We start from the raw sequence: 25,104 nt of genomic DNA, 5'->3' as shown, positions 1-25,104 counted from the left end.
TGCGGAGGCATCGAACTGGCTCCGCCCCTACCCACACGTGTTTGAGGAGATTCGATTATCTCGTCTTCCCGGATGCCCGCGTGGGTGTAGCTGAGCTGGTAGTCGAGGATCGGCCCCCAACTGATGAGCCAGTGCTCCGGCCACCAGCGGTACGCCACGTTGGCGCCCCCGAGCCGCTGGTCCACGCGCTGGAGGAACCCGACGTCGGTGCGGAAGTCGGGGTCGATGCGCGCTCCGAAGAATCTGGCCTGCAGGTGGCGTCCCTCGTGCGCGACCATGGCGCCGAGCATCGGCCCGCTCCGTTCGGCGCCCTGCTCGTCCCGGTCCTGCGACTGGAACGCAACGAAGTTGAGACGGGTGGCTGGACTCAGCCGAAACTGGCCGTCGATGCCCCCCACGCGGTTGTATCCGTCGAGGAACTCGCGGTCCGTCGCCAGCACACCGATGTGCGATTCCGAGTAGAGGTCGTAGCGCGCCCGGCCAATCGCCACCTGCGCGTTTCTGCCATAGCCGAGGTCGTTCGGATCGTCCCGCTTCCCCGGCGCCTCGTCGTCGGTCACCATCACGCCCAGCGTCGTGTTGCCCACCTTGCCGGTCAGCTTGGCCCCGATGTTGGGATCGACCAGCGTCCGCGTATGCACGAGGTCGACGGGCGAGACGAACTCGAAGATCTCCGCGCCTTCCAGAAAGAAGGGCCGCAGCTCGGGAAAGAACAGGGGAAAGCGCTGATTGACCTCGATCTGCGGCTGGTCCGACTCGATCTGCGAGAAGTCGGGGTTGCCGGTGAAGTCGGCGGTCAGGTTCGACGTGATGCCGTACTTGACGTTCACGCCCCCTTCCGGGTCGGTGCCGCGGTTGACGAAGTCGCCGGTCTCGCGGTCGATGGAGCTGTACTGGATGGCGGTGAACGACGGCAGGAGCTCCAGGTTGCGGCTGGTGGACAGGTCGGTCATCCCTTCGAGCACGCCCATCTGCGCCATGAAGCTCTGGACGTCGCGCGACATCGGCGCCCAGACCACGCTCTCCTGATTCTTGCCCTTGATCTCGCGCACGATCTGGAGACCCCAGCGGTGCTCGACGCCGGGGGGGCGCTCCGGATAGCGGAAGCTCTTGAACGGGATGGCCATCTCGGCCGTGTAGCCGCCCTCGACGATCTGCGTGCCGCTGTAGAACAGCGCCTCCCACGACCGATCGGCGAAGGGAATCGCGCCCCCCTCCGCCTGGTTGGCGCTGATGATGCCGTCGCCCTGCACGTTATAGGCGTTGAGGTCGAAGTCGTAGCAGACCTGCTGATCCATGAACGTGTCCAAGTAGACCGTCACCAAGTCGTCCTGCCACGCCGTGTCACGGTCCACCCGGCTGGCCCGCATCAGACTCGGATCGGAGTAGTGCAGATAGAAGGCGAAGTAGATATACTCGCTGTCGTAGGCGATGTAGAACTCGGTGTCTTCGGTCGCCGGAGCGCCGTCGAGCGGAGACTGCTGCACGAACTCCGAGAGCATCGCCGCCGTGCGCCACACCTCGTCGTCGAGGCGGCCGTCGATCTCCGGCGGCGTGTCGGTCCGGGAGACCCGGACCCGCGGCCGGCCGGTGAGCGCGCCGTAGCCGCCGCCCGGCTCGGCGATGGTGCTGTCGTCCACGCGCGGCCGATCCGGCCCGTGGCTGCCCACCCGCAATCCCCCGTCCGGCTGCGCGCGGAGATCCGCCGCCGGGATGGTCAGGAGACACAGAGCGAGCGCAAGAGTCGTGCGGGCTCGTGTCATGGGTTGACGCCTTGAAAACCACTGGTCCTACAGCACCGGCAAGCTCGACCGCCCCCACTCCAGCCTGCTCCATCTCGACCTCTCATGACACCCCCAGCTCCCTACCTTCCGGCCGGCTCAAACGCAACATACCAACTCGCGCCTCTCCTGACGTCCTACAACTGAGAGAGGGCACCGTAACGGCCCGGCCAATCCGGAAGATCGCGGCCGCGGATCGCCGCCTCGACTGTCCCGTCAGACAGAAGCGCTCAAGTGGCACCAAATGCCCGTGCAAACTGGAGAATCGCACCCGGCGAGCCCCTAGCCAGATTAGCTAATTCCTCACGAGGAGAAGGTCTTTTCGATTCTCGAGGGGCACACGCGTTGGATATCCAAAGGCAAGGCGGGCACGCCGGTTGAACTCGGGGTTCCTGTCGCTCTTATCGAGGATCTGAGACCGTTTCTCCGACCTCCAGCGGTTGCTCCAACTGCTCCAACAGCGCTTCCGCATAGATAAAAGGGCTGTTCCGGCCCTGCCCGTCCACCACCGGCGTCCCCGCCGTCGCATATCGACGGCACGGCAACTACGATGAGAGATAGGACCACTACTACGAGCGACCGAACAGCCCCGAACAGCCGGGATCCTGTGCATCTCCTTCGCCCGCGAGGGTCACCTAAGACGGTCGAGTTGCTCCTGTGCCCACGAACTGCCCTGGTCCGCTGCACGACGGTACCACCGGACCGCTTCCACGCGATCCCGCCGCATGCCTCGACCGTTCTCGTACATGAAGCCAAGGTTGGCTTGGCCTAGGCCTTCGCCCTGGTCGGCCGAGAGCCGAAACCAGCGAAGCGCTTCCGAGTCGTCCTGAGAGACCCCGCGTCCGTTGAGATACATGCTGCCAAGATTGTTCTGCCCCAAGGAATGCCCCTGTTCGGCCGAGCGCCGATACCACCGGACCGCTTCACGGTAGTCCTGCTGTACTCCGCGACCGTTGGAGTACATGAACCCGAGATAGGCCTGTCCGAGGGCATGACCCTGTTCGGCCGAACGCCGATACCAGCGAGCAGCTTCCGTGTAGTCTCGCTGCACCCCCCCGTAACCGCCCTGGTACCTCTCGCCAAGCTCGGTCTGCGCATCGAGGTCTCCTGCCTCGGCCAACTCCCGAAGGGCCGCGAGGGACAGTTCGGTGACGTCCACGCTCGGGGAGTCAGGGCGTGGCAGGTCGGCTAGAGCCGCGCTCACCGTGACGGACGTGCCCGTGGCCAGCGTCCGCGTCAGGTAGTGCTCGCCCACCAGCGAGTGGTACTCGTGCGGTCGCTGCGCACCGTTCGTCGATGCCAGCACCTGCGCCCGCACCCGGCGGAACAACGTCAGGATCTCGAGCGGGGTCTCCAAGTGCGACAGCAACGCCGCCGTGTACGGGCTGTTCCGGCCTCGACCGTCCGCCGCCGTTGTCCCTGCCGCCGCCGCATACGCCACCAGCGTCTCGTTCCCCAGCAGGTCCTCGTTCAGGTTCCCGAAGCTGCCACCGCTCACGCTCCGGCTCGCCGCCGTGCGCTGCATCGAGCGCGCCAGCGGGTTGTTCCGGCACGCATCCAGGATCACAAGCCGCAACGACGCTCCCAAGGTCGACACCAGCAGATCGTCCAGCGTCACCGTTTCGAAACGCACGTCCACGTCGCGTTCCAGCCGCGCGTCCACCGGCACCAGGTAGTTGACGCCGTCCATCTCGATGCCGTGACCGGCGTAGAAGACCAGCGAGACGTCCGCACCGGCGCTCCGCCGCGTGAACCGACGCAGCGCCTCGGTCAACTCCACCCGATCGGCGTCCAGCTCCGTCGTCACCTCGAACCCCAGCCGCCGCAACGCCGCCGACATGTCGGTCGCATCGTTCTGGGTGTTCGGCAGGCGCCCGATGTGGGCGTAGGTGCTGTTGCCCACCACCAGCGCCACGCGGCCATCGGCCAGTACGACCGAAGGGACCGCGAGAATGAGGAACGCGAGGGCGGCCACGACGAGCAGCCTCACAACTCGCATCGCGGTCATCTCCTTCACCCGCATGCTCACCCGTCGATTTGTACTGCAAACACACCGCTTCGGTCTCTACCACGATTGGTAGTCGCCCAGCGAAGATGGAGCTTCGAAGCGCTCCGATGACCTGCCTCTGGCTGAGGGCGCCGGTGCGCCCTCGGGGCGGTGTCTCAGCGGCGTCGCCTGCGGATTGCGAACCGGAAGCCCTTGTCCGGCAGGAACGACGGGAAGAGAATCCAGCGCTCCGTCTTCAGCTCGTAGGTCGGCGGCACCAGCTCCATCTCGACTTCGTGCAGCAGCGTCGCCACCAGCAACGGCATCTGCACTTCGGCCAAGCCTCTTCCGGAGCAGTGATGCACGCCGGCGCCGAACGGCGTGAATACGCCCGGCTTCTTGTGCTCCTCACGGGCCGGCAGGTAGCGGTCGATGTCGAACCGGTACGGATCGGGAAAGTGTTCCGGCAGGTCGTGCGTCACGAAGAACGCGAAGAACAGATGCTCGCCCGCGGGGATCCGGTGTCCCGCGAAGTCGAACGACGTGGTGACCTTGCGCTGCACCCCCGGGACCGGCGTATACATGCGCAGCGCTTCCAGCATGATGCGGTGCAGGACGTCGAGCTCGCGCACCTTCGCCGCGTCCGGCGCCCCGTCGGCGAAGAGGGCGTCGGCCTCGGCCTGCGCGCGCTCCCGCAAGGCGGGGTTCTTGAGCACGACGTAGAGCATCGAGGCGGCGATGCTCCCGACGGTCTCGAGGCCTGCGAACAACGGCAGCAGGGCCGTCAGCGGCAGGTCGCATTCGGGCAGGAACGTCGGATCGGCACGGTGCAGGTCCAGGATGTTGTCTATCGCGTTGGACTCGCGACCGCGCTGCTGCAACTGGTGTTGCCGCAGCCACTTCTCCGAGAGCTCCGTGGCGCGCCGGACCGCGCGGCGCAGCCGCGGCGTCCTCGGCAGTCGCGGCAGGTGCAGGATACCGCGGGTCACGGCTTCCTTGAGCACCAGCCGCACGTCGGCGACGTACTCCCCGGTCGAGGCGCCGGCGACGATCGCGCTCGTCGTCTCGCCCGCCAGGCGCAGGATGGGCGGCAGTCCCGCCAACGGCGTACGCAGCGGCATCGCGGCGACGTGCCGCCGGATGACCTCCACCACTTTCGGGATCTGCGATTCGATGAGCTGGCGCGAGACCCCCTCCTTGGTCTCGCGCCGCATCCGGACGTGGTCCTTCCCGTCCATGTTCAGCACGAAGCGCGAGGCGCCGAACTCGGCGCACAGCGGATCCCACGTGTCCGAGGTGTGCAGGTGCATGCGCTCGGCGCGCGACACGAACAGGTTGGCGTCCTGCCCGGCGATGGCGACGAAGTCGCGCCCGACGGTCCTGACCCGGAAGACCGGGCCGCTGCGCAGGTATTCCTGCACGAAGAACCCCCGCGGATCGCGCGCCACGGCCAACGTGCTCCCGATGAGCGGCAGCCCGCGCGCCAGCGGCAGGCCGACGGCGCGCCGGCGGTCGGCCCGGGCCGTCGGTCGCACCATCCGCACCAGCGTCGCCACCGCGCGCCCGATCAGATCCAGTCGGCTGACCGTCTCGATCCGCCGGCGCGCCTTCTTCAGCTCTTCCGGCGTGAGCAGCTTGCGCCAGACGTCGCAGGCGTCGAGCAGGCTGATGATCACGATGTCGGCCGGATCCGGGATCTCGTCGCTGAACAGGACGCGCATCACGCGCAGCCGGATGTGCTCCTGCGCAACGCCGTTGGCCGCCGGATACCGCCGCGCGTGCGCGACTTCCGGGCTCAGCGACAGGAATCCGTCGTCGCCCGGCGCGAGCAGAATCCCGCGCGCGATCAGCCGGTCGATTGTCCGTTCGCGGATCTGCCGACCTCGCCGGGCCGTCTGTTCGACCCAGTACAGCGCACCCTGCGTCGTCTCGCCGGCGGCGATGGCGGCCAGCGTCGGGTCCAGCACGTCGTCGCCGACCGGCATCGGGTCGCTCAGCGTCAGCGCATCCAGGTCCGTGTCGATGCGGTTGGCGAGCTGCAGATCCATCAGCACCGCGCCCGCGAGCACCAGGTCCTCGGTGCGTTCGGTCAGCGGCAGGAACGTCCCGGTCTGCTCGTCGAGGAGGAACAGCAGGATCTCTTCGGCGGAAACCAGCATCAGTCACGCTCCCGGTCGTCGGCCCGACGTGTCTCGGCGCCGACCTCGTCCAGCGCCGTGTTCTCGACCCGCAGTCGCACGCGGAGCACCGCCAGGTTCAGCACCGAGGCGGCCGCGGCCAGCTCCCAGGCGCCGAACATCAGCGGCACGACGGCCATTTCGCCGCACACGATCACGTAGTTCGGGTGCTTGAGATAGCGGTACGGCCCGCTGCGGATCGGTGCGGCTTGGGGCAGGACCAGCACGCGCGTCGTCCACCGGCGGCCCAGGCTGGCGATGACCCACGCGCGGCCGCATTCGAGCAGCACGAAGATGCCTGCCCACGGCAGCGATACCGCGGTTGCGGGATCGATCGTCGTTGCGAGCGCGAGCAGCCAGGCCGTGTGCAGGGCGACGATTGCCGGATAGTGGCCGCGGCCGACCTCGACGGCGCCGCGCGCGCGCAGTGCGCGGTGGTTGCGATGCGCGAACGCGAGCTCGCCCACCCGCTGCAGCACGACGAACCCGAGGACGAGGTGGAGCGCGGGCATCAGTCCGACTCCAGCACTACGAACCCCATCGAGAAGCCGGGGCCCAGGCCCGTCAGCAGGTGCCGCCGCGCGGTCCCATGCCGTCCGTTCTCCGCAGGCGCCGCCCCCAGCACGCGCTCGAGCACGAAGAGCACGGTCGCCGCCGACATGTTGCCGTAGTCCCGCAGCACTTCTCGCGAGACCGCCAGGCCGCCGGACGGCAGGCCGAAGGCGCCCTCGAGGGCGGCGAGCACCCGCGCCCCGCCCGGATGGCACACGAACTCGTCGATATCGCCCAGCGCGAGGCCGGCCGAGGCCAGAAACGCTTCGACCACGGGCCGCACCCGGTTGCGGGCGATATCGGGGATGCCCCGCGACAACTGCACCTCGAGGCCCTTGTCGGTGACGTGCCAGCCCATGAGGTCCAGGCTGTGCGGCCAGGTGTGTTCGCCCCACGCCCGGACTGCGGGTCCTGCTCCGTCCGTGCTCAGTACCGCGCCGGCCGCCCCGTCCCCGAACAGCGCGGTGGCGACGACGTTAGCCGTCGTCTGATCGGTCCGGCAGAACGTGAGCGTGCAGAGCTCGACCACGAGGAACAGGACCCGGCTGCCCGGCCTGGCCGTGGCGCACGCGGCGGCGCGCGCCAGCCCCAGCACGCCTCCCGCGCAGCCCAGCCCGAACAACGGCAGGCGCTCGACGTCGCGCCGAAACGGCAACTCCTCCATCAACCGCGCGTCGAGCGTGGGCACGGCGATTCCCGTGGACGAGACGATGACCAGCATGTCAACGTCGCTGCACGCGAGGCCGGCTCCGGCGAGGGTCTCCACCGACACCTGCTTGAGCAGGCTCACTGCCGTGTCGACGTACAGGTCGTTCTTCTCCGGGAAGCTGTGCGCGCAGTCGTACCAATCAACGGGCGCCGCAGCGTACCGCGTGTCGATCGCCGCGTTGACGAACACCGCTTTCAGGCGGTCGCGCTGGGTCTGCGGAATCTCGAACGACCGCTGGAAGAACTCCATCGCCTCGGTTTGCCCGACCCGGTGGGGCGGCACCGCGGTGGCCAGCGACACGATCCGCGCGTCGGGTTGCTTCGACTCTCTCGTCATTGGCGCCAAATCCGCTCACGTGAATGAACAAGGCCGGATCGTCGGCGGTCGCCACGCCACACGCGCATCTCCAACACGCGCCTCCCCCGGGCGACATCGGCAGCGTGCGTTCTCGGTGCCATGGCGGCCGTCAGACTGGCACTTCAGGTTGAGGCCGAAGCCGTACATGGCGAGGTCGCCGGTCGTGAGCGCGGTCAACCGCGGGCGGTTCCGAAACTGGAGGCGAGCGCCAACAACGCTGAGCGAACATTTCCCTTACCGCATGATCACCGCGTTGATTCTTGCAGCAGGCGCACCTCTCGGGCACTACCAATCGTGGTAGTTCCTGGAAACCAGAGCGTTGATTTCGAGAGATGTGGCGCTTCGAGAACTGCGAGTCTTGGCAGTGCCCCATGACTAAAGTGGAGATTCCGACAGATCACGAAGGCGTTGGGCGACCGGATGGCCGCCCAGGAATCGGCCCCGGATTCATCCCAGTTCGGTGATCGACAGAACCATCCGGATCAGGTCTGCCTGCCCGGATATGCGCAGTCGCCGGTAGATCTGCTTCAGGTGCCAATAAATGGTGCCTCTCGTCAACCCCGTGGCCTCGGCCATCTCGCGTGCGCTCCTGCCCTCCGCCAACCAGACGGCCACCTGACTCTCCGCCTGTGTCAACTTCAGGGTCCTCTCCACCAGGGCCGGATCGACGCGACGCCGGCGCCGCGGCTCGACAATCAGGACCAGCGCAGCGACGTGCCGCGCGCCGTAATCCGGTTGCGCGATGCCCACGGGTTTGACGTGCACCACGAACGGCGACAACTCGGTCGCGCGGCCCAACAGCATCGATCCGCCGACCGGGACCGCGCTGGAGGTGGGCAGCGCGGCAGCCACCAGCCGTTGGAGACGGATCTCGTCGTCCGGCGCCCGGGCGCGAAGCCCTCCATTCCCGTCCGACACCCCGTCGCCGTCCTGCAGGATCCGGCGGGCGCGGTCATTGACCGCCACGACCCTCCCGCGCCGGTCCAGGTGCACGACCCCTATCCGCGGGTTGTCGAGCAGACCGGTCACGAGCGAGGTCTGCGCCCCGGCGCGGACCAGCGCCTGGCGGACGCGGACGAACTGCCGGACATGCGGCAGCAGCGCCGTGACCATCGCGACCCGCGAAGTCGCCCAGCCGTCCGAGTCGACCGGATCGCGCAGACCCCACGTGATGGACGAGCCGTCCGGCCCGTCGAGACGCACGCTCAAGCTGTCCTGCCCGCCCGTCCGAAGCAGCATCTCGTTGTAGGTGGGCGAGGTCTTCAACTCTTCGGCCGTGAACAGGTCCTTGACGTGCACCAGACGACCGTCGGGCAGTTGCCGGAAGCGCGGCACGCGTTCGTCGATGGGATGGTAGTGCTCGAGGTAGTCACGCTCCTGGTCTTCGTGGCGCTGCCCCCGGCAATAGGCTCCGACGAAGAGGACCCGGACATCGTCCTTCGGGCCCTCGCCAACCAGGAGATCGTTGCCCGTCAGGCCGCACGCCTCGTCGATCAGGGCCGAGGTGCCCGGCCACCGCGCATCGTCGAGCATGGCGTCGTACAACGATGGCAGGATGCGCTCGAACGCGTCCCGGCCGCTCACGACACGCTTTCCCTCGGCAAGCACGGACACCTACGTAGAGTGCCACGACCATCTTGATGAGGCAACGCAACACACACCAAGCCGATATCGCCCGTTTCGTCCAGGGCGGCCTCTCGCGCCGCGAGCTCCTGGCCGTCGAGGAGCGCACCGCCGTCTGGCCGGTCGCCCGGATGGTCTATCGAAACCTCCATGCCCGCGAGTCTCCCGGGCCGGACGTCGATCCTGCGACGCTTGCCGACAACTACGTGAGCGTGTGTCCGTGTTGCGGGACCTCTCGGCGGAGGAGCGCGCCAGCCTGCTCGATCTGGCCGCGTTCGACCGGATCGACGAAGATCTGACGCGTGCCGTTCTCGGCTCGACCGACGCACTGGCGCGCGTTGTCGCCCTACCGGCATTCGACGGTCTGCTCCTGCCGATCGGCGGCGACCGCACCGTCCGGCGTCTCCACCCGTTGCGGCGCGACCACTGTCTCGACCTCCTCTTGCGGGAGAATCCCGGCCGCCGACGCTCGTTGCACAGGCGATTGGCATCGCCGCTGGCCGAGCGCGGCCATCTGACGCCGGCTTGGCGGCACGCGGCCGAGGCGGATGACACGCGCCTTCCCGGGCGCCTTATCGAGCGCTTCGGAGCCTATGAGCTGTGGATGCGCGAGGGGGTGACACGGATCATCTCGGCCGCCCGGCTTTCTGACCGAGGACCTCATCCGGCTGTATCCACGCCTTGGCTTCCTGCGCTGCATCAACCTGTGCCTGGCGTCGAAGTTCGACGAGGTTCGTGCCCTCTTCGAGGCCCTGGCGCCGTGCGACCGATGGCTTCATCCGCGACCGCGATGGCCGCGATCCTCGCAAGCTGATGCTCGACCGCTGGTTCACGCAGATCATCCTGTCCGAGGGCTCCGATCACCTCCGCGCTGCCGAGATCGAGTTCTCGCTGACTGGCGACGATCGTGACGTCGGCACCGGCAACAGCAGCCATTTCCTCGTCTGCGGGCGCGACATGATAGTGGACGCGCAAGGACCCGCCGGCCATCTCCAGCATGTGGACGATCGCGGAGGCTCGCGGGATGCCGGCCATGGAAGCGTCAGGCGCCAGGAAGTCCCGGCTCCGCGTTCGCGTCGAACGCTCCCTGCAGCGTGGCCCGCGATCCGCAACCACGCATGACTGCCCGGCTCACCCGGTGACTGGGCGTCGCCTTCGACCGTAGCGTCGGTGAGCTCGGGCGGTACAGCGACGGCAACGGCCTCTACTTGCACGTCGAGACTTCCGGAACCCGGCGTTGGGTGCAACCGTTCGTGAGCGGGCGGCAAGAGCAAAGCACGGCGGTCAGAATGCTCCTCGCCGACACCGCCGCCGTCACCGCGCTGCTCGACCGGCTCCTGCATCACGCACACGCGCTCAGTACGGGCCCTGCAGATCCGCGAACCAGGATGCGGACCACCCTGCCAACAAAGACGCCGTTAAGTAGAGACTCAAAGCTCCAGTCTCGGGCCACCGGAGACTGGCCGGATTTGAGGTGTCCACAAGTGGCCTGCTTGACCCGTCCACCGAGGGTCAAGGTGTGCCGACAGCGATCCAGTCCACCTGAAGGGACATTAGGCGGCTGTTGACCCACGTCCCGATCCGGTAGTCGAAGCCTTGTTCATCGACCCGAACAATGTCGACTCGAGCCCGTACGGTTTCATCTGCGTCTACCAGCGAGATCGCCGCAGAGACAACGGGCCTGGACGCAAAGGGTTCCTCGAAGGTTTCGCGATCTTGGACCCATCTCTCTCCTCGGCCGTTGGACAGATGGGGGTGGTCGTTATCACTGACGAAGATGCGCCCGGTTTGGGTCGTTGAGCGGAAGGCATCCGTGTTGAGAACAAAACGCGCTACCCATTCTTGGACCGCCGGGGTGGCCGTCGAGACCACCAACCCGACAGTTCCGGCGATGGCGATCGCGCGAGCGATCCACGACGACCACATGTCTAGTCTCTCGATCCACGACATCTTCTCCCTCCTCTCTCTCCCCTCGCGAAGCACTGATCCTCAGCGCTCCGTCTTGGTCGATTGTTTGACGGCCGACAAGCTACCTACGCCAACCCTATCGGACCAGAGGGCTGCGTCGGATGCTATCTGTTCGGCCATGCCAACAACGTCATCATTACGGGCACCGAATTACGCGCCCGTGCGGGACGCAGAGCCGTCGTATGCTGTCCCATCGGTGCTCGTAGGCGATACACCCTCCGCGGCCATCTGTCGTCCAGTAGTCGAGATCACTACAGTCGCGCCGCGTCGGCTCGGTTGGCCCCTCCTCTTCACACGCCACGGCAAACGTGAATAACGCAATGGCAACGGCCACAACGAATCTCGTGGACGTTTTCATCTAGACTTCCTCAGTGAAGGGTTCGAACGTCAGCCGGTTCAGGCAACCTCGCCAGCGGGTTCTGCGCCAGTGCCCTGTACGCTCCGTTCGGAAACTGGCGCAGATAGGCCTCGAACTCCACCCGGTCCGTGCTGCTCATGATCGACTGCCAGAACAGGTTGCCCTGCGCCACGGTTCCCGCGGCCGAAAGTACGGGTGCGGGCAGTGCAACTCGCGGCGTCGCCGCCACAGGGTCACCCGCCGAACGCAGGGCCGCCGACGACGGAACGTCCAGATACCCGGTCGCCCGTGCCCCTCGCGCCGACTGCCAGTTCAGAATCGCCGCCCGCGTCCGCGGACCGAACAGGCCGTCCGCACCGCCGGGGTTGAAACCCGCTGCCCGCAAGCCGTGCTGTATCTGTCGCCGCGTCGCCAGATCGAGACCCAACCCTTCCTCGGCCACATGCCCGTTGCAGCCCCAGGCCCGCACGATGAAACCCGAACCGCCACCGCGTGCATGGCACTCCGACAACGCCGCCTCGCGGGCGCGAGCCGCCGAATCGTACGATTGCGCCCAGCCCGCCGCCGTGCTGTTCGCCGCTTGGTCGGCCGCATACGCCCCGCACCGCTCGAATGTCAGGACCACCGAACACCCCGCGCCGCACTCGCGCAACGCTGCCGCCCACGCGGCCGCCGTCGTCTCGTAGTCCACGGCCCAGCCGTACTGGTCCCCCTGACGCTCATCGATCGCCAGCGCGCCCACCGGAGTCTGCGAGCCGACCGTCGCCGAGGCGCACAGGGCGACGCAGACAGCGAGCCACGACCATCTCGAAAAGGCCACGGAATGCCCGCCGACATTCGTCACCTCGTTCAGGTCCGCGAGCGGCCTCACAACTCGCATCGCACTCCTCTCCTTCATCCGCACGCTCATCCCGTCGATGTTCTACTGCGAATGCACCTCTTCCGTCGCTACCACGATTGGTAGTGCCCTGCAGAACGGGGTCCGCCTCACCGGGTCAACTACCAAGTTGGGTAGCGACAGAGGTGCGCGCCGACTGTCGCCTGCCGGTTGCCGATGGGATCGACGACGAGGCCTACGCAGAATTCAGCACCCGATGGGGATCGGCGACACGGTCATCTCAGACTCGTACGCGGCCGACCGCCAGCGCGGTACTGCACGTCGGGAACGCCGTGGTCGATGGCGTTCGCACCGGCGGCGTTCATCCGGCATTCTTCGAGACGACCGTAGTCTGAGTACCCCCGGTGCACCGTACCCGGCGGAACGTCACCCCGATCTCCAGGGGCGTCTCCAGATGCGACAGCAGCGCCGCCGTGTACGGGCTGTTGCGGCCCCGCCCGTCCGCCGCCGTCGTCCCCGCCGCCGCATACGCCACCAGCGTCTCGTCCCCGAGCAGATCCTCGTTCAGGTCGGCACGGCTCGCCGCCGTCCGCTGCATCGAGCGCGCCAGCGGGTTGTTCCTACACGCATCCAGGATCACCAGCCGCAACGACGCGCCCAGGGTCGACACCGGCAGATCCGGTCTCGAGGTTCGCCAGGAACGCGGCCGCCCCCGGCCCCCGGCGCTTGCCCAACGCCGCCCGCGAGGCCGCCGCGCACAACGCGCCGAACGTCGCGATACGGTCGAACAGGCCGTCAGCCCTTGGCCACCTCATCCGCGTTCCGCCAGCCGCCGATCAGCCGGCCGGTCTCGTCGAGAGAACGCAGCCGCGTGCTCGTAGCGGCGCTCGTCCCAGTGTCCGAGGTCCTTCGCGAGTCGGCACAGGAACCGCAGCTTCTCGATGCCCAGGTTCGCCGCCGCCGGGCGCCGCCGACGCTCGCGCGTGTACGTCGCCTCGACCAGCCGCTCGAGCACGTCGAGGGCCGTTGCCTGCAGCCGGTCGCCGAGCAGGAACTTCTGCCGCCGCGGGAACTTCTCCACCGTCGGCACCAGCCACAGAACGAAACGGTACGTCGACTCCAACGCCGGTCCAGTCCGCCGGGCGCCCTGCCCGCTTCCCGCTGATGACGCCATCTAAAGAACTGATGATTAAAGACTTAATCCAGCGTCCTCGACACGCGAAAACCCTGGGCGCCGTTCCGGCCGTCGGCGGCGATCCTGTAGCGCGCGCCAGGCCGGAGGTACTCGGCATCGTCTTCCCAGGAGCCGCCCCGAACCACACGACGGCCGCAATTTCCTGGCCGCAGCTCCGCTGTGGCGCACACGATCCGCAAGCATGCGGTGGGCATCCTCGTCTACCGCGACACGTGGATGGCAAATGCGTCCGCAGACGGACGCGCCCTGCGCGGCCGACTGATGGTTCGCGGGGAATCCGCGAACGCCCAGTCTCGGGCCGACCGTGCGGTAGTGGGCCGCCCGTGTGGGAGAGCAGGATATCAAAGGCGTGATTTCGCAACCTGACGTCAGGCGGCCTCGGCGCAGGCCGCACCGGCTCTGTGGTCGTCGACGAGTGCGTGGTGGACCTCCCGGACGACGAAGCGCTTCAGGCAGCGGATGATGTCTCTCTTCGACAAGCCCTCGGCGGTGCGACGTCGAACGTAGTCGATGGTCGGCTGGTGCCAGCGCATGCGGACGATCACGATCCGGTAGAGCGCCGCGTTGGCCTGGCGGTGGCCGCCGCGGAACAGCCGATGCCGGTTCGTGACCCCGCTCGAGGCGGGAATCGGGCAGGCGCCGCACAGCTTCGCGAACGCGGCTTCGGACCGGATCCAGCCGGGGTTGTCGCCGGCAACGATCATCATCTCCGCCGCGGACTCGGGACCAATCCCGATCGCCTCACGCAGGGCCGGCACTGCCGCCCTGGTGAGGATGTCCAGCAACTCGCCGTGTTGGTCGATCTCGGCCGACAGGGTGAGCCAGCGGGCCGCGAGCGCCCGTAGCGCATGCTTCACGGAGGCAGTCGGGTCGATGATGTCTCCTGGTCTGAGTGCCGCGCAGCCTGCTGTTGCTCAGCGCGTTGGCGATTGCGGTGCTGTCGGTACTGGGTGCAGCGGGCGAGCGCATCGGGTACGACCGCTGGCTCAAGGCGAACACGGTGAAGCGGCGGACCCATTCGTTGTTTCGGCAGGGGCTGATGCTGTATCACCATCTTCCGAACTGGCCCGAGGATCGGATTCGTCCGTTGATGGAGACGTTCGGGAGCATGCTGCTGGAACAGCGCGTTGCAGCCACGGATCTGGTTCCCGTTTGAGGGACCGCCCATTCGATAGGATGTTCCGTGAGGTGGGCATAGGTCAGATGGAAGAATGGAGTATCGTGCTCGGGCGGAGACTTCATGCAACGCTCGCGGCTGCCGCACCGAACTCCCTGCATCCTGCGTGACCGCCTGGCTCCACCCGCAAGACAAATCCCCGACTAGCCGAGGAGCAAGTGATCGACGATGCCGCGTGAAGACGTCGTCAGACCGATGGCGAGTCACGCGAACATCGTCGGCCGCAACCGCCGCGCACAGTTCCTGATGCCCGAGACTCTGCACACGTTCAGCGCGTCCCAATGGAGCCAGAAGGCTCGCTTTCATCAACAACGGGACCCCATCCAAAGATCCGCGACCGGCTGACGGACACTGGACCAAGCCGCTGACCCGGCGGCTGTCCGTCGTACTCCAAGGGGCGAAGTTGGCAAGTCTCCAGACCCGCGCGGTTCAGCACACGTAGTGGTCATCTATACCGTCCATCTCGGTGCCAGTAGCCTGCAACTGAAAAGTGGTAGAATCGCCACGATGGGCATTGAACCACGCAATCGAGGGACGGCCGGTCACAAACATAAGGAGCTCTGGGATTAATTGGTGGGTGCTCACAAGATCAAGAGCAAGGATGATCGCTGACCGGTGTGAGAAGTCGAGTGCGGTGGTGCCGGGAGCAGCCCCCGCCGCGGTACCGGTGTCCGGTATGGGACGAAAGAGTCGAGAGAAGCGAGAACGTCGGCGGAGGCGACTGGCCGAGGAACGAGCAGCACAACCGGCGCAACGCTATCCGGCCAACACTGAATATGTTCAGCCGGTAGACCCGATGACGCCATCGGAGAGTTACCTGCGGAAACTATGCAAACGCACCTTCTTGTCTCTGTGGAGTCATCCGAATCCCTTCCGCGATCAGGCGAGCGCCACTCAGGATGGGAAGGAAATCTGTGACCTGTTGGTAGTCTTCGAAAACGACGTTATCATCTTCTCTGACAAACACTGCGAGTTCCCGAGTTCAGCCGATCTACGTCTAGATTGGGTGCGCTGGTATCGGCGCGCGGTCGAAAAGTCAGCCCGTCAGTTGTGGGGTGCAGAACGGTGGATCCGGGCTCACCCGGACAGGGTGTTCCTGGACACGCAATGCACCAAGAAGTTCCCACTGTCACTTCTCGCGCCGACGACGACGTTTCACCGCGTAGTTGTAGCACATGGGGCGGCCGCCCGCTGCGTGCGCGAACTGGGCGGAAGTGGGAGTCTGATGTTGGACTCTACAGTGACCGGGTCCGCCCATACTCTGCGAAACGACGGGGCGGTTCCTTTCGTGGTTGGCCAGGTGGATCCCACGCGAGGATACGTGCACGTTCTCGACGATACGACCTTGGAAATACTGCTGGAAACGCTGGATACGGTGGCTGATTTGTCGGTGTATCTGAAGAAGAAGGAGCAGTTTGTCACGAGTGGCGTAGCACTATTTGCGGCTGGCGAGGAGGAACTCCTGGCACACTATCTTACGCATTGCAACGCGAAAGGAGAATATGACTTCGTATTCGATGAAGGTGTCAACGCAATCGTCCTTCACGAGGGACTGTGGCTAGACTTCGTGGGCAGTCCGCAGCGCGCTAAGCAACTTGAAGCCAACAAGATCAGCTATGTTTGGGATGACATTGTTGAAAGGACAACGAGGCACTTTCTGCGGGGGACGTCACAGTTTCTGACGGACACGACACTTTCGTCGCAGGAGCTAGTGTTGCGCTTCTTTGCACGCGAACCGCGTTTGCGAAGGCGGATGTTGATGTCCGCAATCGTCGATATGGTCAAGGTCACTCCGTCTGACATGAGACGACTTCGAGTGGTGTCACCGTCGCGGTCTGGTGATCCGTACTACGTGCTGCTGGTTCTTCCGAGGCCCGCCGGCGTATCGGAGCCACGGTATCGAGATGTGCGCCGGAGGTACCTTGAAGCATGTTGCCGTGTGGTCAAGCTGGACTTCCCGGATGCGCAGGATATTGTTGGGCTGGCGACGGAAACGTCGAATACGCGCGGGCGGTCGGAGGACTTAGTCTACTTCGATGCGAAACTCTGGACGGAGGAGATGGCGAAGGCGGCTGAGAAAGACAAGACCGCTCTCAACATTCTAACGAAGGCGACCAAGCTCCATGCCATCGAGCGCGACTATCCGGCGTGACGACGCGATGGGAAACGGACGTTGGTAGCGCGAGAATTGGGGGAAAAGACGGCGTGAGGCCGCGGCGAACGGGCGTAACGAATTGGCAAGTCGTTGTTCGGAAGGAACTTCTGCGCATGAATGCGGGTTGCAGGGGGACCACAGTCTGCAAGCGTCGCGATGGGCGGGTCGGCGCGCATCGGGCTCCACGGCATGTCGTAGTTGACCAGGGCGCCGCAGGAGTGGAAGGTTCAACTCTCCGGGCCCGGCGTCGGTGCACAGGAGCACGTCGTCGCCGTCCCGGAATCGGCGGTCGACCTGTTTTGCGGTCGGTGATTCGGCACTCGTCGCGGTTGCCGATGGGGATCTCGCCGCCACGGACGGCGAAGTCGCAGCCGACCGACACACAGACAACGGGGCACGACTACGGACACGCCAGGGAATACGCCGACCGCCTGAGCCGGGGGACCTTGGTCGACCACGGCGGTTTGGGATCGGCGGACTCACCCTGGCCAAAAAACTACAAGCGGAGATCGCCAGCATGACGAGCGGCGAACAGGTCGGCGTCGGACACGATAACAGCGTTCTTGCTCGCTTTTCCTGTCTTGAACGGCCCGAGAATTCTGCAACGAATTGTGGGGACTGGACACTAGCCCGGAAGATTCGCGGCGGGTGTGATTTCGGACAGAAACAAGAGCCTCCGCGTGGTACAAGTGTAGTGGCAACAAGCACTTACACCACCACGGAGGCCCCTGCGTGACGACCGACACTGTACCACAGACTGTTCTGTTCCCGGATCTGTTCGACAAGTCGCTGTTCGCCCAGTTCAACCAGGAGCAGGCCAGCTCCGACGGCGGGGCGGTTCTGCTGAAGGCCGCCGAGCGCGTCTACGGTCTGGTCAAGGCGTTCGCCGGGTGCCTGTTCGACAAGCGCGCGCCGGACAAGACCCGTCACACGCTCGCGGACCTGGTCGGCCAGCGCATCTTCGGCATCGCCTGCGGCCATCCCGACTGCAACGACGGCGACCACCTCGCCGACGACCCGGTGCACAAGCTGTTGCTCGACAGAGACCCGGTTTCGGGTGAGCGCCTGGCATCGCAGCCGACCCTGTCGCGGTTCGAGAACGCGTTCAACCGCTGCGCGCTCTACCGCATGGCGAACGAGTTGGCGACGCGGGTCATCGAGCGCCATCGCCGCCGTCTGGACGGGCAGGCGCGGTGCATCACCATCGACCTGGACCCGACGGACGACCCGACGCACGGGGCGCAGCAGTACACCCTGTTCAACGGGTACTACGACAACTGGTGCTACCTGCCGCTGCTGGCCTTCCTGCGCTTCGACCGCGAATCCGAGCAATATCTGTGCGCGGCGCTGCTGCGGCACGGCAAGGCGGTCGCCTCCGACGGGGACGGTCGGGCTGTTGTCGCGTTTGCTGCCGCTGGTGCGCCGGGCGTTTCCGCGGGCGCGCATTCTCGTTCGGCTCGACGGGGGCTTTGCCAGCCCGGCGGTCTTCGACTTCCTGGAGGCGCAGCCGCGGCTCGATTACGTGGTAGCGATGGCGAAGAACGCGGTCCTGCTGCGACACGCCGAGCCGGCCATGCTGGTGGCGCGGGCGCGCACTTGGCGCAGCGACCAGACCGAGCACGTCTACACCGAGACCGACGAGTATCGGGCCGGCAAATGGAGTCACGCGCGCCGCGTCGTGATCAAGGCCGAGGTCGTTCGCCTCGGGGACCGCGAGCCGCGGGACAACCCGCGCTTCGTGGTGACGAACCTGCGGCAGACGCCGCGCTTCATCTACGAGAAGGTCTACTGCGCGCGCGGCGACGTCGAGAACCGGATCAAGGAGCTGAAGGCCCTGCAGCTCGACCGCACGAGTTGCCAGAAGTTCTCACCGAACCAGTTGCGCGTCCTGCTGACGGCCGCCGCCTACGTGCTGATGCAGGAGTTGCGGTTGCGCGCTGCCGACACCGCGTGTGCCCGCGCACAGGTGCCTTGGCTGCGCGACCGGCTGCTGAAGCTCGGCGTCCAGGTGGTGCGCTCGGTGCGTCGCATCGTCCTGCGCCTGCCGCGCGCGACACCGGACTTGGTGGCGTGGCGACAGATCGCGTTCGCGCTCGGGGCGCGCACCGGATAGCGTTCTGTCGCACGTCATATCGCTGCCGGCCGGTCGGCTGCCAAGCGCCCGCAACGGGGACGTGTGTGCAGCTATCGTCTTCGGCACCCGTCATCACGTCCATGGGGCGCTCAACCACGCCGCCACGCGTGGTTGAGGACGTTCCGGGGACGACCCGCCGGTCACTACCCGCCGTCGGTGACCGAATCCGGTCTCGTCACCGCCTCCCGGAGGCCGAGTCCGGGACGTCGTGCATGATGCGGGCTAGCCAGGAGTTGTCGCAATACCCTGGCTCGCCGACCAGAACGGTCGTCGCCCGTTGTGTCGACGGGGCCAAACGCATCGCCGGTGCGGCCTGATGCGGCGCTTACGGACCTGTCACAGGCGGGCGCGGCAGGGGCTCGTTGCGGGCAGGGGTACCGCTGCGCGCACCACCTTCAGACGATCGGCCCTGGCGACACACCCCAACATCTGGGGGAGCGAGACTCCATTCATCGGTACCGCCGAGCGCCGTGCCAGCGCACTCGGGAGGAGTACGGCGACAACCTCCGGATGCTGTTCCCGGCGTTTCGCCCGACCCCATTCACCCCGAGGCCCAGAACGCAGCTCGGCGCGCGGGCGGAGCTGAGCTCCGCGTCCTGCAGGTCGTCTCCGGTGTGAGATGATCGCTTGGAGGGAACGCGCCACAGCAAAGAGGGGAGGGGCGGTCGTATGGCTGAGGGCTGCAGAACGGGCATGGCTGAGTGGTTCATGCACTTGACCGAGCGCTTTGGCGTTCGGCGTGCGGACGCCAGCAAGTTGCGCGCCGACATCGAGGCCGATGGGCTACTCGGCGAGATCATCCTCGGGAGTGCATCGTGAAGGCTACCGAAGCCAAGTTCATCGAGTTCCTGAAGAGGTCGCCCCAGTTCGTGATCCCGATCTACCAGCGCACCTATAGCTGGACGGAGCGTGAGTGCCGTCAGCTCTGGGATGACATCTTGCGCACGGGCAACAACGACGCCATCGTGGCCCACTTCGTCGGCTCTATCGTCTACATCGAACAGGGGATCTATCAGGTCATCAGCCCGCCAGCGCTGCTCGTCATCGACGGTCAGCAGCGCCTGACGACCGTGATGCTCATCCTCGAAGCCTTGGCGAGGCGTGTGGGTGACGGGGAGCCTGTGGACGGATTCTCGGCCAAGAAAATCCGCAACTATTACCTCCTCAATCCACTGGAAGAAGGCGAGCGCGGCTTCAAGCTCCTCCTCACCCAGACGGACAGGCAGAGCCTGCTCGCCCTGGTGCAGCAGCAACCACAGCCAGCCGATCCCTCGCTCCGCATCACCGAGAACTTCGCCTTCTTTGAGGAGCGCGTGCAGGCGGTCGGGGCGGACCTCACGACGCTGTGCAAAGGCCTTGCAAAGCTCATGATCGTGGATATCGCCCTCAGCCGTGATCAGGACAACCCTCAACTCATCTTCGAGAGCATGAACTCGACCGGCCGAGCGCTGAGCCAAGCGGATTTGATACGCAACTTCGTTCTAATGGGCCTCGACCCCGCGCAGCAGACGTCCCTGTACGAGGCACACTGGCGACCAATGGAGATCGCCTTCGGCCAAGCGGCCTACGGCACCCACTTCGACGACTTCATGCGTCACTACTTGACGCTCAACACCAGGGGCGCTATCCCGAACGTCCGGGCCGTTTACGAGGCCTTCAAGGCGCACGCACGCTCGCCCGAGGTGGCAGAAGCCGGCGTGGAGGCTCTCGTCGCCGACATCCACACCTACGCTGGGTACTACTGCGCGATGGCGCTCGACAAGGAACCAACCAAGGACTTGGCGCTAGCGTTCCGGGACCTCCGTGAGCTGAGGGTGGACGTTGCCTTTCCCTTCCTTCTGGAACTCTACGACGACTACGCGCGGGGCCGGCTACTGACGGACGACTTCGTCCGGGCCGTGCGGCTGGTGGAGGCCTACGTGTTCCGCCGGGCGGTGTGTGGTATTCCTACCAACTCGCTGAACAAGACCTTCGCCACCTTCGGACGCGTACTGAGGAAGGACCGTTACCTTGAGAGCATTCAGGCGCACATGCTGACTCTGCCGTCGTACCGACGCTTTCCCGCCGACGAGGAGTTCAAGCGCGAGCTGTCGGTGCGAGACCTCTACAACTTTTCTCGTCGGAGCTATTGGCTGCGCCGGCTGGAAAACCATGGCCGCAAGGAACACGTCCCAGTGGACGAGTATACCATCGAACACATCCTGCCCCAGAACGAGAACCTCTCAGCGGCGTGGCGTGAGTCGCTCGGCCAGGAGGCCCAGCGCGTGCAGGAGACGTGGCTGCACACTCTCGGCAACCTCACCCTCACCGGCTACAACGCCGAGTACAGCGACCGGCCGTTCAGAGAGAAGCGGGACATGCAGGGCGGCTTCAAGGAGAGCCCGTTGCGCGTGAACAAGGGTGTCGGAGACTTGGACACGTGGAACGAAGCCACCATCCAGCAGCGCGCGAAGCGGCTCGCTGATCAAGCCGCGAAGGTGTGGGAGCCACCCATGCTCCCGGCCGACGTACTTGAGACTTACCGGCCGAGAGCCAAACGGCCCGGTGGCTACACGCTCAACGACCATGTGCCCCTGGCCGCGGGGAGCCCCATGCGGCTACTGTTCGATGAGTTCCGCAAGGAGGTTTTGGCGCTCGACGCCTGTGTCAGCGAGGAGATCCTGAAGCTCTACGTTGCTTACAAGGCCGAGACCAACTTCGTGGACGTGGTGCCCCAACAGAGCCGTCTCCGCCTATCGCTCAACATGCACTTCCGTGAGCTCCACGACCCAAAGAAACTCGCCAAGGATGTGACCAACCTCGGACGCTGGGGCAATGGCGACGTGGAGGTAGGCTTGAGCGAGGAGGAGGACATGCCCTACATTATGGGCCTCGTGCGGCAGGCGTTCGAGAAGCAGATGGGTGACGCCGAGGGCAAAGCGTAATCTTCCTCCGCCGCGTCCGCTCAGTGGCACGCCGTGCGCGCGCTTCGGTCTCATGCGGTCCAACTGAGGCGTACCGGGTATCGTGGCCACGCGTGGATCTTCACGAGAATCGATTCCCAACAAGGAGGCAACTGAGGTTGGCGGTTTCCGCACCGAAACGCTGCGACGGGCGAGATCGGCCGGGCAGCATTTCTCCTGCAGCGGTGACGGCCGGCCGTAGGTCGCTGGAGAGGCCGATGGTCACCCGAACAGCGGACGTCTTGCAGCGAGGTCGACGCCACGCGCCGGCCGATCGGGATCCTCAACGGCAAGAAACTGTCGTTGATCATCGGTTCTTCGCGTCGGAATCATGAATCCGGCGTGGCGGATCAGTAGGTGTCGACCCGTTCGGCGCCCGCCGAGGACAGAATGGCAGCGGCGTCAGAAACGGGCCGGTGGTGGTTAAGTTCTCTCCGTGTATTTGGGCAAGCCACCAACCTTGTCCTTGTAGAGTCGGTGCAGTTCCTCCTCGGTAGCGGCTGGCCGATTCGTCACGGCCCAACGCACGAGAATGCCACTTACAGGTTCCCCGGCTCGTATTTTCTTGCCCGCTGAGTGGGGAATCTTCCCCTTCACGAGACCTTGTTTAACCCGATTCCGAAGGTCGGTAGCTTTTCCTATCGTCAGCCGCTCTTCAGTCTGTGTGCCGGGCGCTGTTTGTCTGGCCTCATAGACACCTGGACTCGTAGGGATTGACACAGCTCCGAAGCCCGTCCGTGCGTCTAGCTTCAATTCGCCCCATGAACACCAATCTGACCAATCAAGGACGATCGTGGGAATCTCGATCTCTTGTCGCACAAGAAGTTCCTTTCTGCTTGCAGAGTCAATGTACAGCAGTTCCTTCGTCCTCGGCAGCATCTCTCCGAGCTGCCGTCGCGCGAGCAGGTCACTCTCGCAGCGCCCCCGCGAACGCCTTGAACAGCGCCTCGATCTGGTGGTGGCTCGAGCGGTCGGACAGCACCTTCACGTGCACGTTGGCGCGCGCTCCCTGGGCGAAGCCGTCGACGGCCAGGTTCAGGTCGGTGACCGCGTGCACGAGCGCTCAGATCGACGACGACGCCCGATCGCCGGGTTGACGCGCAGGTCGGCTACGGACTACCGATCGGGACGCGGCTGGTCGGCACGCCGCAACTCAGGGTGACGACGTCCATGCCCGCGCGCCGGTTTCGGTGTCGCCGCCGTCCTACGGCGCACAGACCTCAACGCTCGGTGTCAGCGACACCCGCCCGCCGACGGCGCCGCATCCACGATTGGCGGGGAGCCCCGCAGGCGCGGGGGATGACCCCGCTTTGGTACGGGCTAGCCCGGATCATGCATGAAGGCCCTGAATTGGGCAGAGACACAAGAGCCTCCGCGTGATAGAAAACGTAGTGTCTACAGACGTTTTCATCACCACGGAGGCCCTTGCTTGACTGCGAAGACGATACCACAGACTGTCCTGTTCCCGGACCTGTTCGACAAGCCGCTGCTCGCCCGGTTCGATCAGCCGCACACCAGCTCCGACGGGGGTGCGGTGCTGCTCAAGGCGGCCGAGAAGGTGTACGGGCTCGTGGCCGGGTTCGTGCGCTGTCTGGTCGACCGGCGCGAAACCGGCAAGGTGCGGCACACGTTGACGGACCTGCTCAACCAACGGATCTTCGGCATCGCTTGCGGCCATCCCGACGGCAACGACGCCGACCATCTCGCCGACGACCCCATCCACAAGCTGCTGCTCGGGCGCGACCCGGTGGCCGGCGCTCCCCTGGCCTCGCAACCGACGATTTCGCGGTTCGAGAACTGTGCCACGCGCACGGCACTGTATCGGGTGGGACGCGAGCTGGCCACGCGCGTCATCGAGCGCCATGCACGGCGGCTCGACGGCAGGGCGCGGCGGATCACCATCGACCTGGACCCGACCGACGACCGCACGCATGGCGCCCAGCAGATGTCGTTCTTCAACGGCTACTACGACTCTTGGTGCTACCTGCCTCTGTTGGCGTTCCTGACCTTCGACCGCGAGTCGGAACAGTATCTGTGCGCGGCCATGCTGCGTCCCGGCAACGCCCCGGCCACCAAGGGGGCGATGGGTCTTCTGGCCCGGCTGTTGCCGCTGCTGCGTAGCGCGTTTCCGCGCGCGCATTTCCTGGTGCGCCTCGACGGCGGCTTCGCGACACCCGCCCTGTTCGACTTCCTCGAAGCCGAACCCGACGTCCGATATGTCGTGGCGATGGCCAAGAACGCCGTCTTGGCGCGACACGCCGAACCGGCTCTGGACCACGCGCGCGCCGAGAGCACCAGGACCGGACGGACAGCACACGTCTACGCGGAAACGCACTATGCCGCCGTCACCTGGAGCGAGCCGCGGCGGGTCGTGATCAAGGCCGAAGTCGTCCGCCTCGACGACCGCGAGCCGCGCGACAACCCGCGCTTCGTCGTGACCAACCTGCGCCATGTCCCCCGTTTCGTCTACGAGAAGGTGTACTGCGCCCGCGGCGACATCGAGAACCGCATCAAGGAACTGCTCGACGGTCTGCAGATCGACCGCACCAGTTGCTGCCGTTTCTGGGCCAACCAACTGCGGGTCCTGATGACCGCCGCCGCCTACGTCCTGATGCAGGAACTGCGGCTGCGCGCCGCGCGCACCGCGTGCGCCCGCACCCAGGTGACGTGGTTGCGCGACCGCCTGCTCAAGCTGGGCGCCCACGTCGTCGTCTCCGTCCGGCGCATGGTGTTGCACCTGCCTCGCAGCACACCGGAGCGTGACGCTTGGCAGCGCATCGCCCTCGCTCTCGGTGCCCGTGCCGGATAGAGACCCCCACCGTACTCGCCTGTCAGCACTCCCAACACGGCGGCCAGGCGCCGCTTGAGGATCGGTGTCGTCAAGGAGACCAGGTTTGACCTGTCCGCCAGTCGACCACCACCGATCCGCGGTCGACATGTTCTCGCGACGCGTGGCGACCCGCTCGGCAGGGCAGAGCAGGGGCACGATCGACCGTTTTCGAACCCTTCATGAATGATGCGGGCTAGGAGTCTGCGCCGCAGGACGTTTGCGGCACGAAACGGGTCGCCAGTTCACGTCCTGAGCTTCGTGTCGGGACTCGCACAGCGTCCGGTGCTGCGGAAAGTTGCCCGCCGCCAGCACACGGAACGC

At 65.8% G+C, this 25,104-nt stretch carries 18 protein-coding genes and 2 pseudogenes; 7 read left to right on the top strand and 13 right to left on the bottom strand.

Features of this window, described 5'->3' with window-relative positions:
* The 6 genes from F4X11_26230 to F4X11_26205 form a co-directional block, all read right to left on the bottom strand.
* A partial coding sequence (locus F4X11_26230) for a carbohydrate binding family 9 domain-containing protein (GenBank protein ID MYN68474.1) occupies positions 1 to 1,763 on the bottom strand: 1,763 nt, incomplete at its 3' end.
* Between the two features lie 649 nt (positions 1,764 to 2,412).
* Complete coding sequence (locus F4X11_26225; GenBank protein ID MYN68473.1) at positions 2,413 to 3,810, bottom strand: hypothetical protein; 1,398 nt, start codon at positions 3,808 to 3,810, stop codon at positions 2,413 to 2,415.
* 134 nt (positions 3,811 to 3,944) lie between these two features.
* Entirely contained in the window at positions 3,945 to 5,927 is a 1,983-nt protein-coding gene (locus F4X11_26220; GenBank protein MYN68472.1) for a cytochrome P450, read from the bottom strand.
* Complete coding sequence (locus F4X11_26215; GenBank protein ID MYN68471.1) at positions 5,927 to 6,457, bottom strand: hypothetical protein; 531 nt, start codon at positions 6,455 to 6,457, stop codon at positions 5,927 to 5,929. Before F4X11_26215 ends, F4X11_26220 begins: the two co-directional genes overlap by 1 nt.
* Positions 6,457 to 7,542, bottom strand: a complete 1,086-nt coding sequence (locus F4X11_26210) for a type III polyketide synthase (GenBank protein MYN68470.1) — start codon at positions 7,540 to 7,542, stop codon at positions 6,457 to 6,459. Before F4X11_26210 ends, F4X11_26215 begins: the two co-directional genes overlap by 1 nt.
* A 468-nt stretch (positions 7,543 to 8,010) precedes the next feature.
* Positions 8,011 to 9,147, bottom strand: coding sequence for a hypothetical protein (locus tag F4X11_26205; GenBank protein MYN68469.1), 1,137 nt, complete (start codon positions 9,145 to 9,147; stop codon positions 8,011 to 8,013).
* 259 nt (positions 9,148 to 9,406) lie between these two features.
* Here F4X11_26205 and F4X11_26200 point away from each other — a divergent pair, with 259 nt between their 5' ends.
* Both F4X11_26200 and F4X11_26195 read left to right on the top strand, forming a co-directional pair.
* Positions 9,407 to 10,000, top strand: a complete 594-nt coding sequence (locus tag F4X11_26200; protein MYN68468.1) for a hypothetical protein — start codon at positions 9,407 to 9,409, stop codon at positions 9,998 to 10,000.
* A complete protein-coding gene (locus F4X11_26195; GenBank protein ID MYN68467.1) occupies positions 10,000 to 10,308 on the top strand; it encodes a hypothetical protein in 309 nt (102 codons plus the stop codon). The genes F4X11_26200 and F4X11_26195 overlap by 1 nt, the downstream gene beginning before the upstream one ends.
* 390 nt (positions 10,309 to 10,698) lie before the next feature.
* Here F4X11_26195 and F4X11_26190 read toward each other — a convergent pair whose 3' ends face one another.
* The 6 genes and pseudogenes from F4X11_26190 to F4X11_26165 form a co-directional block, all read right to left on the bottom strand.
* Entirely contained in the window at positions 10,699 to 11,136 is a 438-nt protein-coding gene (locus F4X11_26190; protein ID MYN68466.1) for a hypothetical protein, read from the bottom strand.
* A gap of 818 nt (positions 11,137 to 11,954) precedes the next feature.
* Positions 11,955 to 12,392, bottom strand: a pseudogene (locus tag F4X11_26185) (DUF4189 domain-containing protein).
* 319 nt (positions 12,393 to 12,711) lie between these two features.
* Positions 12,712 to 13,020, bottom strand: coding sequence for a hypothetical protein (locus tag F4X11_26180; protein MYN68465.1), 309 nt, complete (start codon positions 13,018 to 13,020; stop codon positions 12,712 to 12,714).
* 141 nt (positions 13,021 to 13,161) lie between these two features.
* Positions 13,162 to 13,524 (bottom strand): four helix bundle protein, encoded by a 363-nt coding sequence (locus F4X11_26175; GenBank protein MYN68464.1) that lies wholly within the window; start codon positions 13,522 to 13,524, stop codon positions 13,162 to 13,164.
* Positions 13,525 to 13,547: 23 nt separating this feature from the next.
* The gene (locus tag F4X11_26170; protein MYN68463.1) at positions 13,548 to 13,739 is read right to left on the bottom strand and encodes an SUMF1/EgtB/PvdO family nonheme iron enzyme; all 192 of its coding nucleotides are present in this window, start codon (positions 13,737 to 13,739) and stop codon (positions 13,548 to 13,550) included.
* Between the two features lie 174 nt (positions 13,740 to 13,913).
* Positions 13,914 to 14,444: pseudogene (locus tag F4X11_26165) on the bottom strand (IS110 family transposase).
* Between F4X11_26165 and F4X11_26160 the strand changes: the two are divergent.
* The 4 genes from F4X11_26160 to F4X11_26145 all read left to right on the top strand — a co-directional run bounded on the left by F4X11_26160 (position 14,438) and on the right by F4X11_26145 (position 21,935).
* On the top strand, positions 14,438 to 14,701 hold the full coding sequence (locus F4X11_26160; protein ID MYN68462.1) for a hypothetical protein: 264 nt from the start codon (positions 14,438 to 14,440) through the stop codon (positions 14,699 to 14,701). The pseudogene F4X11_26165 and the gene F4X11_26160 sit on opposite strands and share 7 nt — an antisense overlap.
* Positions 14,702 to 15,323: 622 nt before the next feature.
* The gene (locus F4X11_26155) at positions 15,324 to 16,874 is read left to right on the top strand and encodes a hypothetical protein (GenBank protein ID MYN68461.1); all 1,551 of its coding nucleotides are present in this window, start codon (positions 15,324 to 15,326) and stop codon (positions 16,872 to 16,874) included.
* Between the two features lie 982 nt (positions 16,875 to 17,856).
* The gene (locus tag F4X11_26150) at positions 17,857 to 18,990 is read left to right on the top strand and encodes an IS1380 family transposase (protein ID MYN68460.1); all 1,134 of its coding nucleotides are present in this window, start codon (positions 17,857 to 17,859) and stop codon (positions 18,988 to 18,990) included.
* An 836-nt stretch (positions 18,991 to 19,826) separates the two neighbouring features.
* Positions 19,827 to 21,935 carry a DUF262 domain-containing protein gene (locus F4X11_26145; GenBank protein MYN68459.1) on the top strand — a complete coding sequence of 703 codons (2,109 nt, stop codon included), beginning with the start codon at positions 19,827 to 19,829 and terminating at the stop codon, positions 21,933 to 21,935.
* 925 nt (positions 21,936 to 22,860) lie between these two features.
* Here the strand turns inward: F4X11_26145 and F4X11_26140 are convergent.
* Positions 22,861 to 23,010: a hypothetical protein gene (locus F4X11_26140; protein MYN68458.1), complete on the bottom strand. Its 150-nt coding sequence runs from the start codon at positions 23,008 to 23,010 to the stop codon at positions 22,861 to 22,863.
* A 279-nt stretch (positions 23,011 to 23,289) separates the two neighbouring features.
* Here F4X11_26140 and F4X11_26135 point away from each other — a divergent pair, with 279 nt between their 5' ends.
* A complete protein-coding gene (locus tag F4X11_26135) occupies positions 23,290 to 24,762 on the top strand; it encodes an IS1380 family transposase (GenBank protein MYN68457.1) in 1,473 nt (490 codons plus the stop codon).
* The last annotated feature ends 342 nt before the right edge of the window (positions 24,763 to 25,104 follow it).

It is taken from the genome of Acidobacteriota bacterium, assembly GCA_009861545.1.
GTDB lineage: Bacteria > Acidobacteriota > Vicinamibacteria > Vicinamibacterales > UBA8438 > WTFV01.
This window is presented reverse-complemented; position numbering and strand designations above follow the sequence as displayed.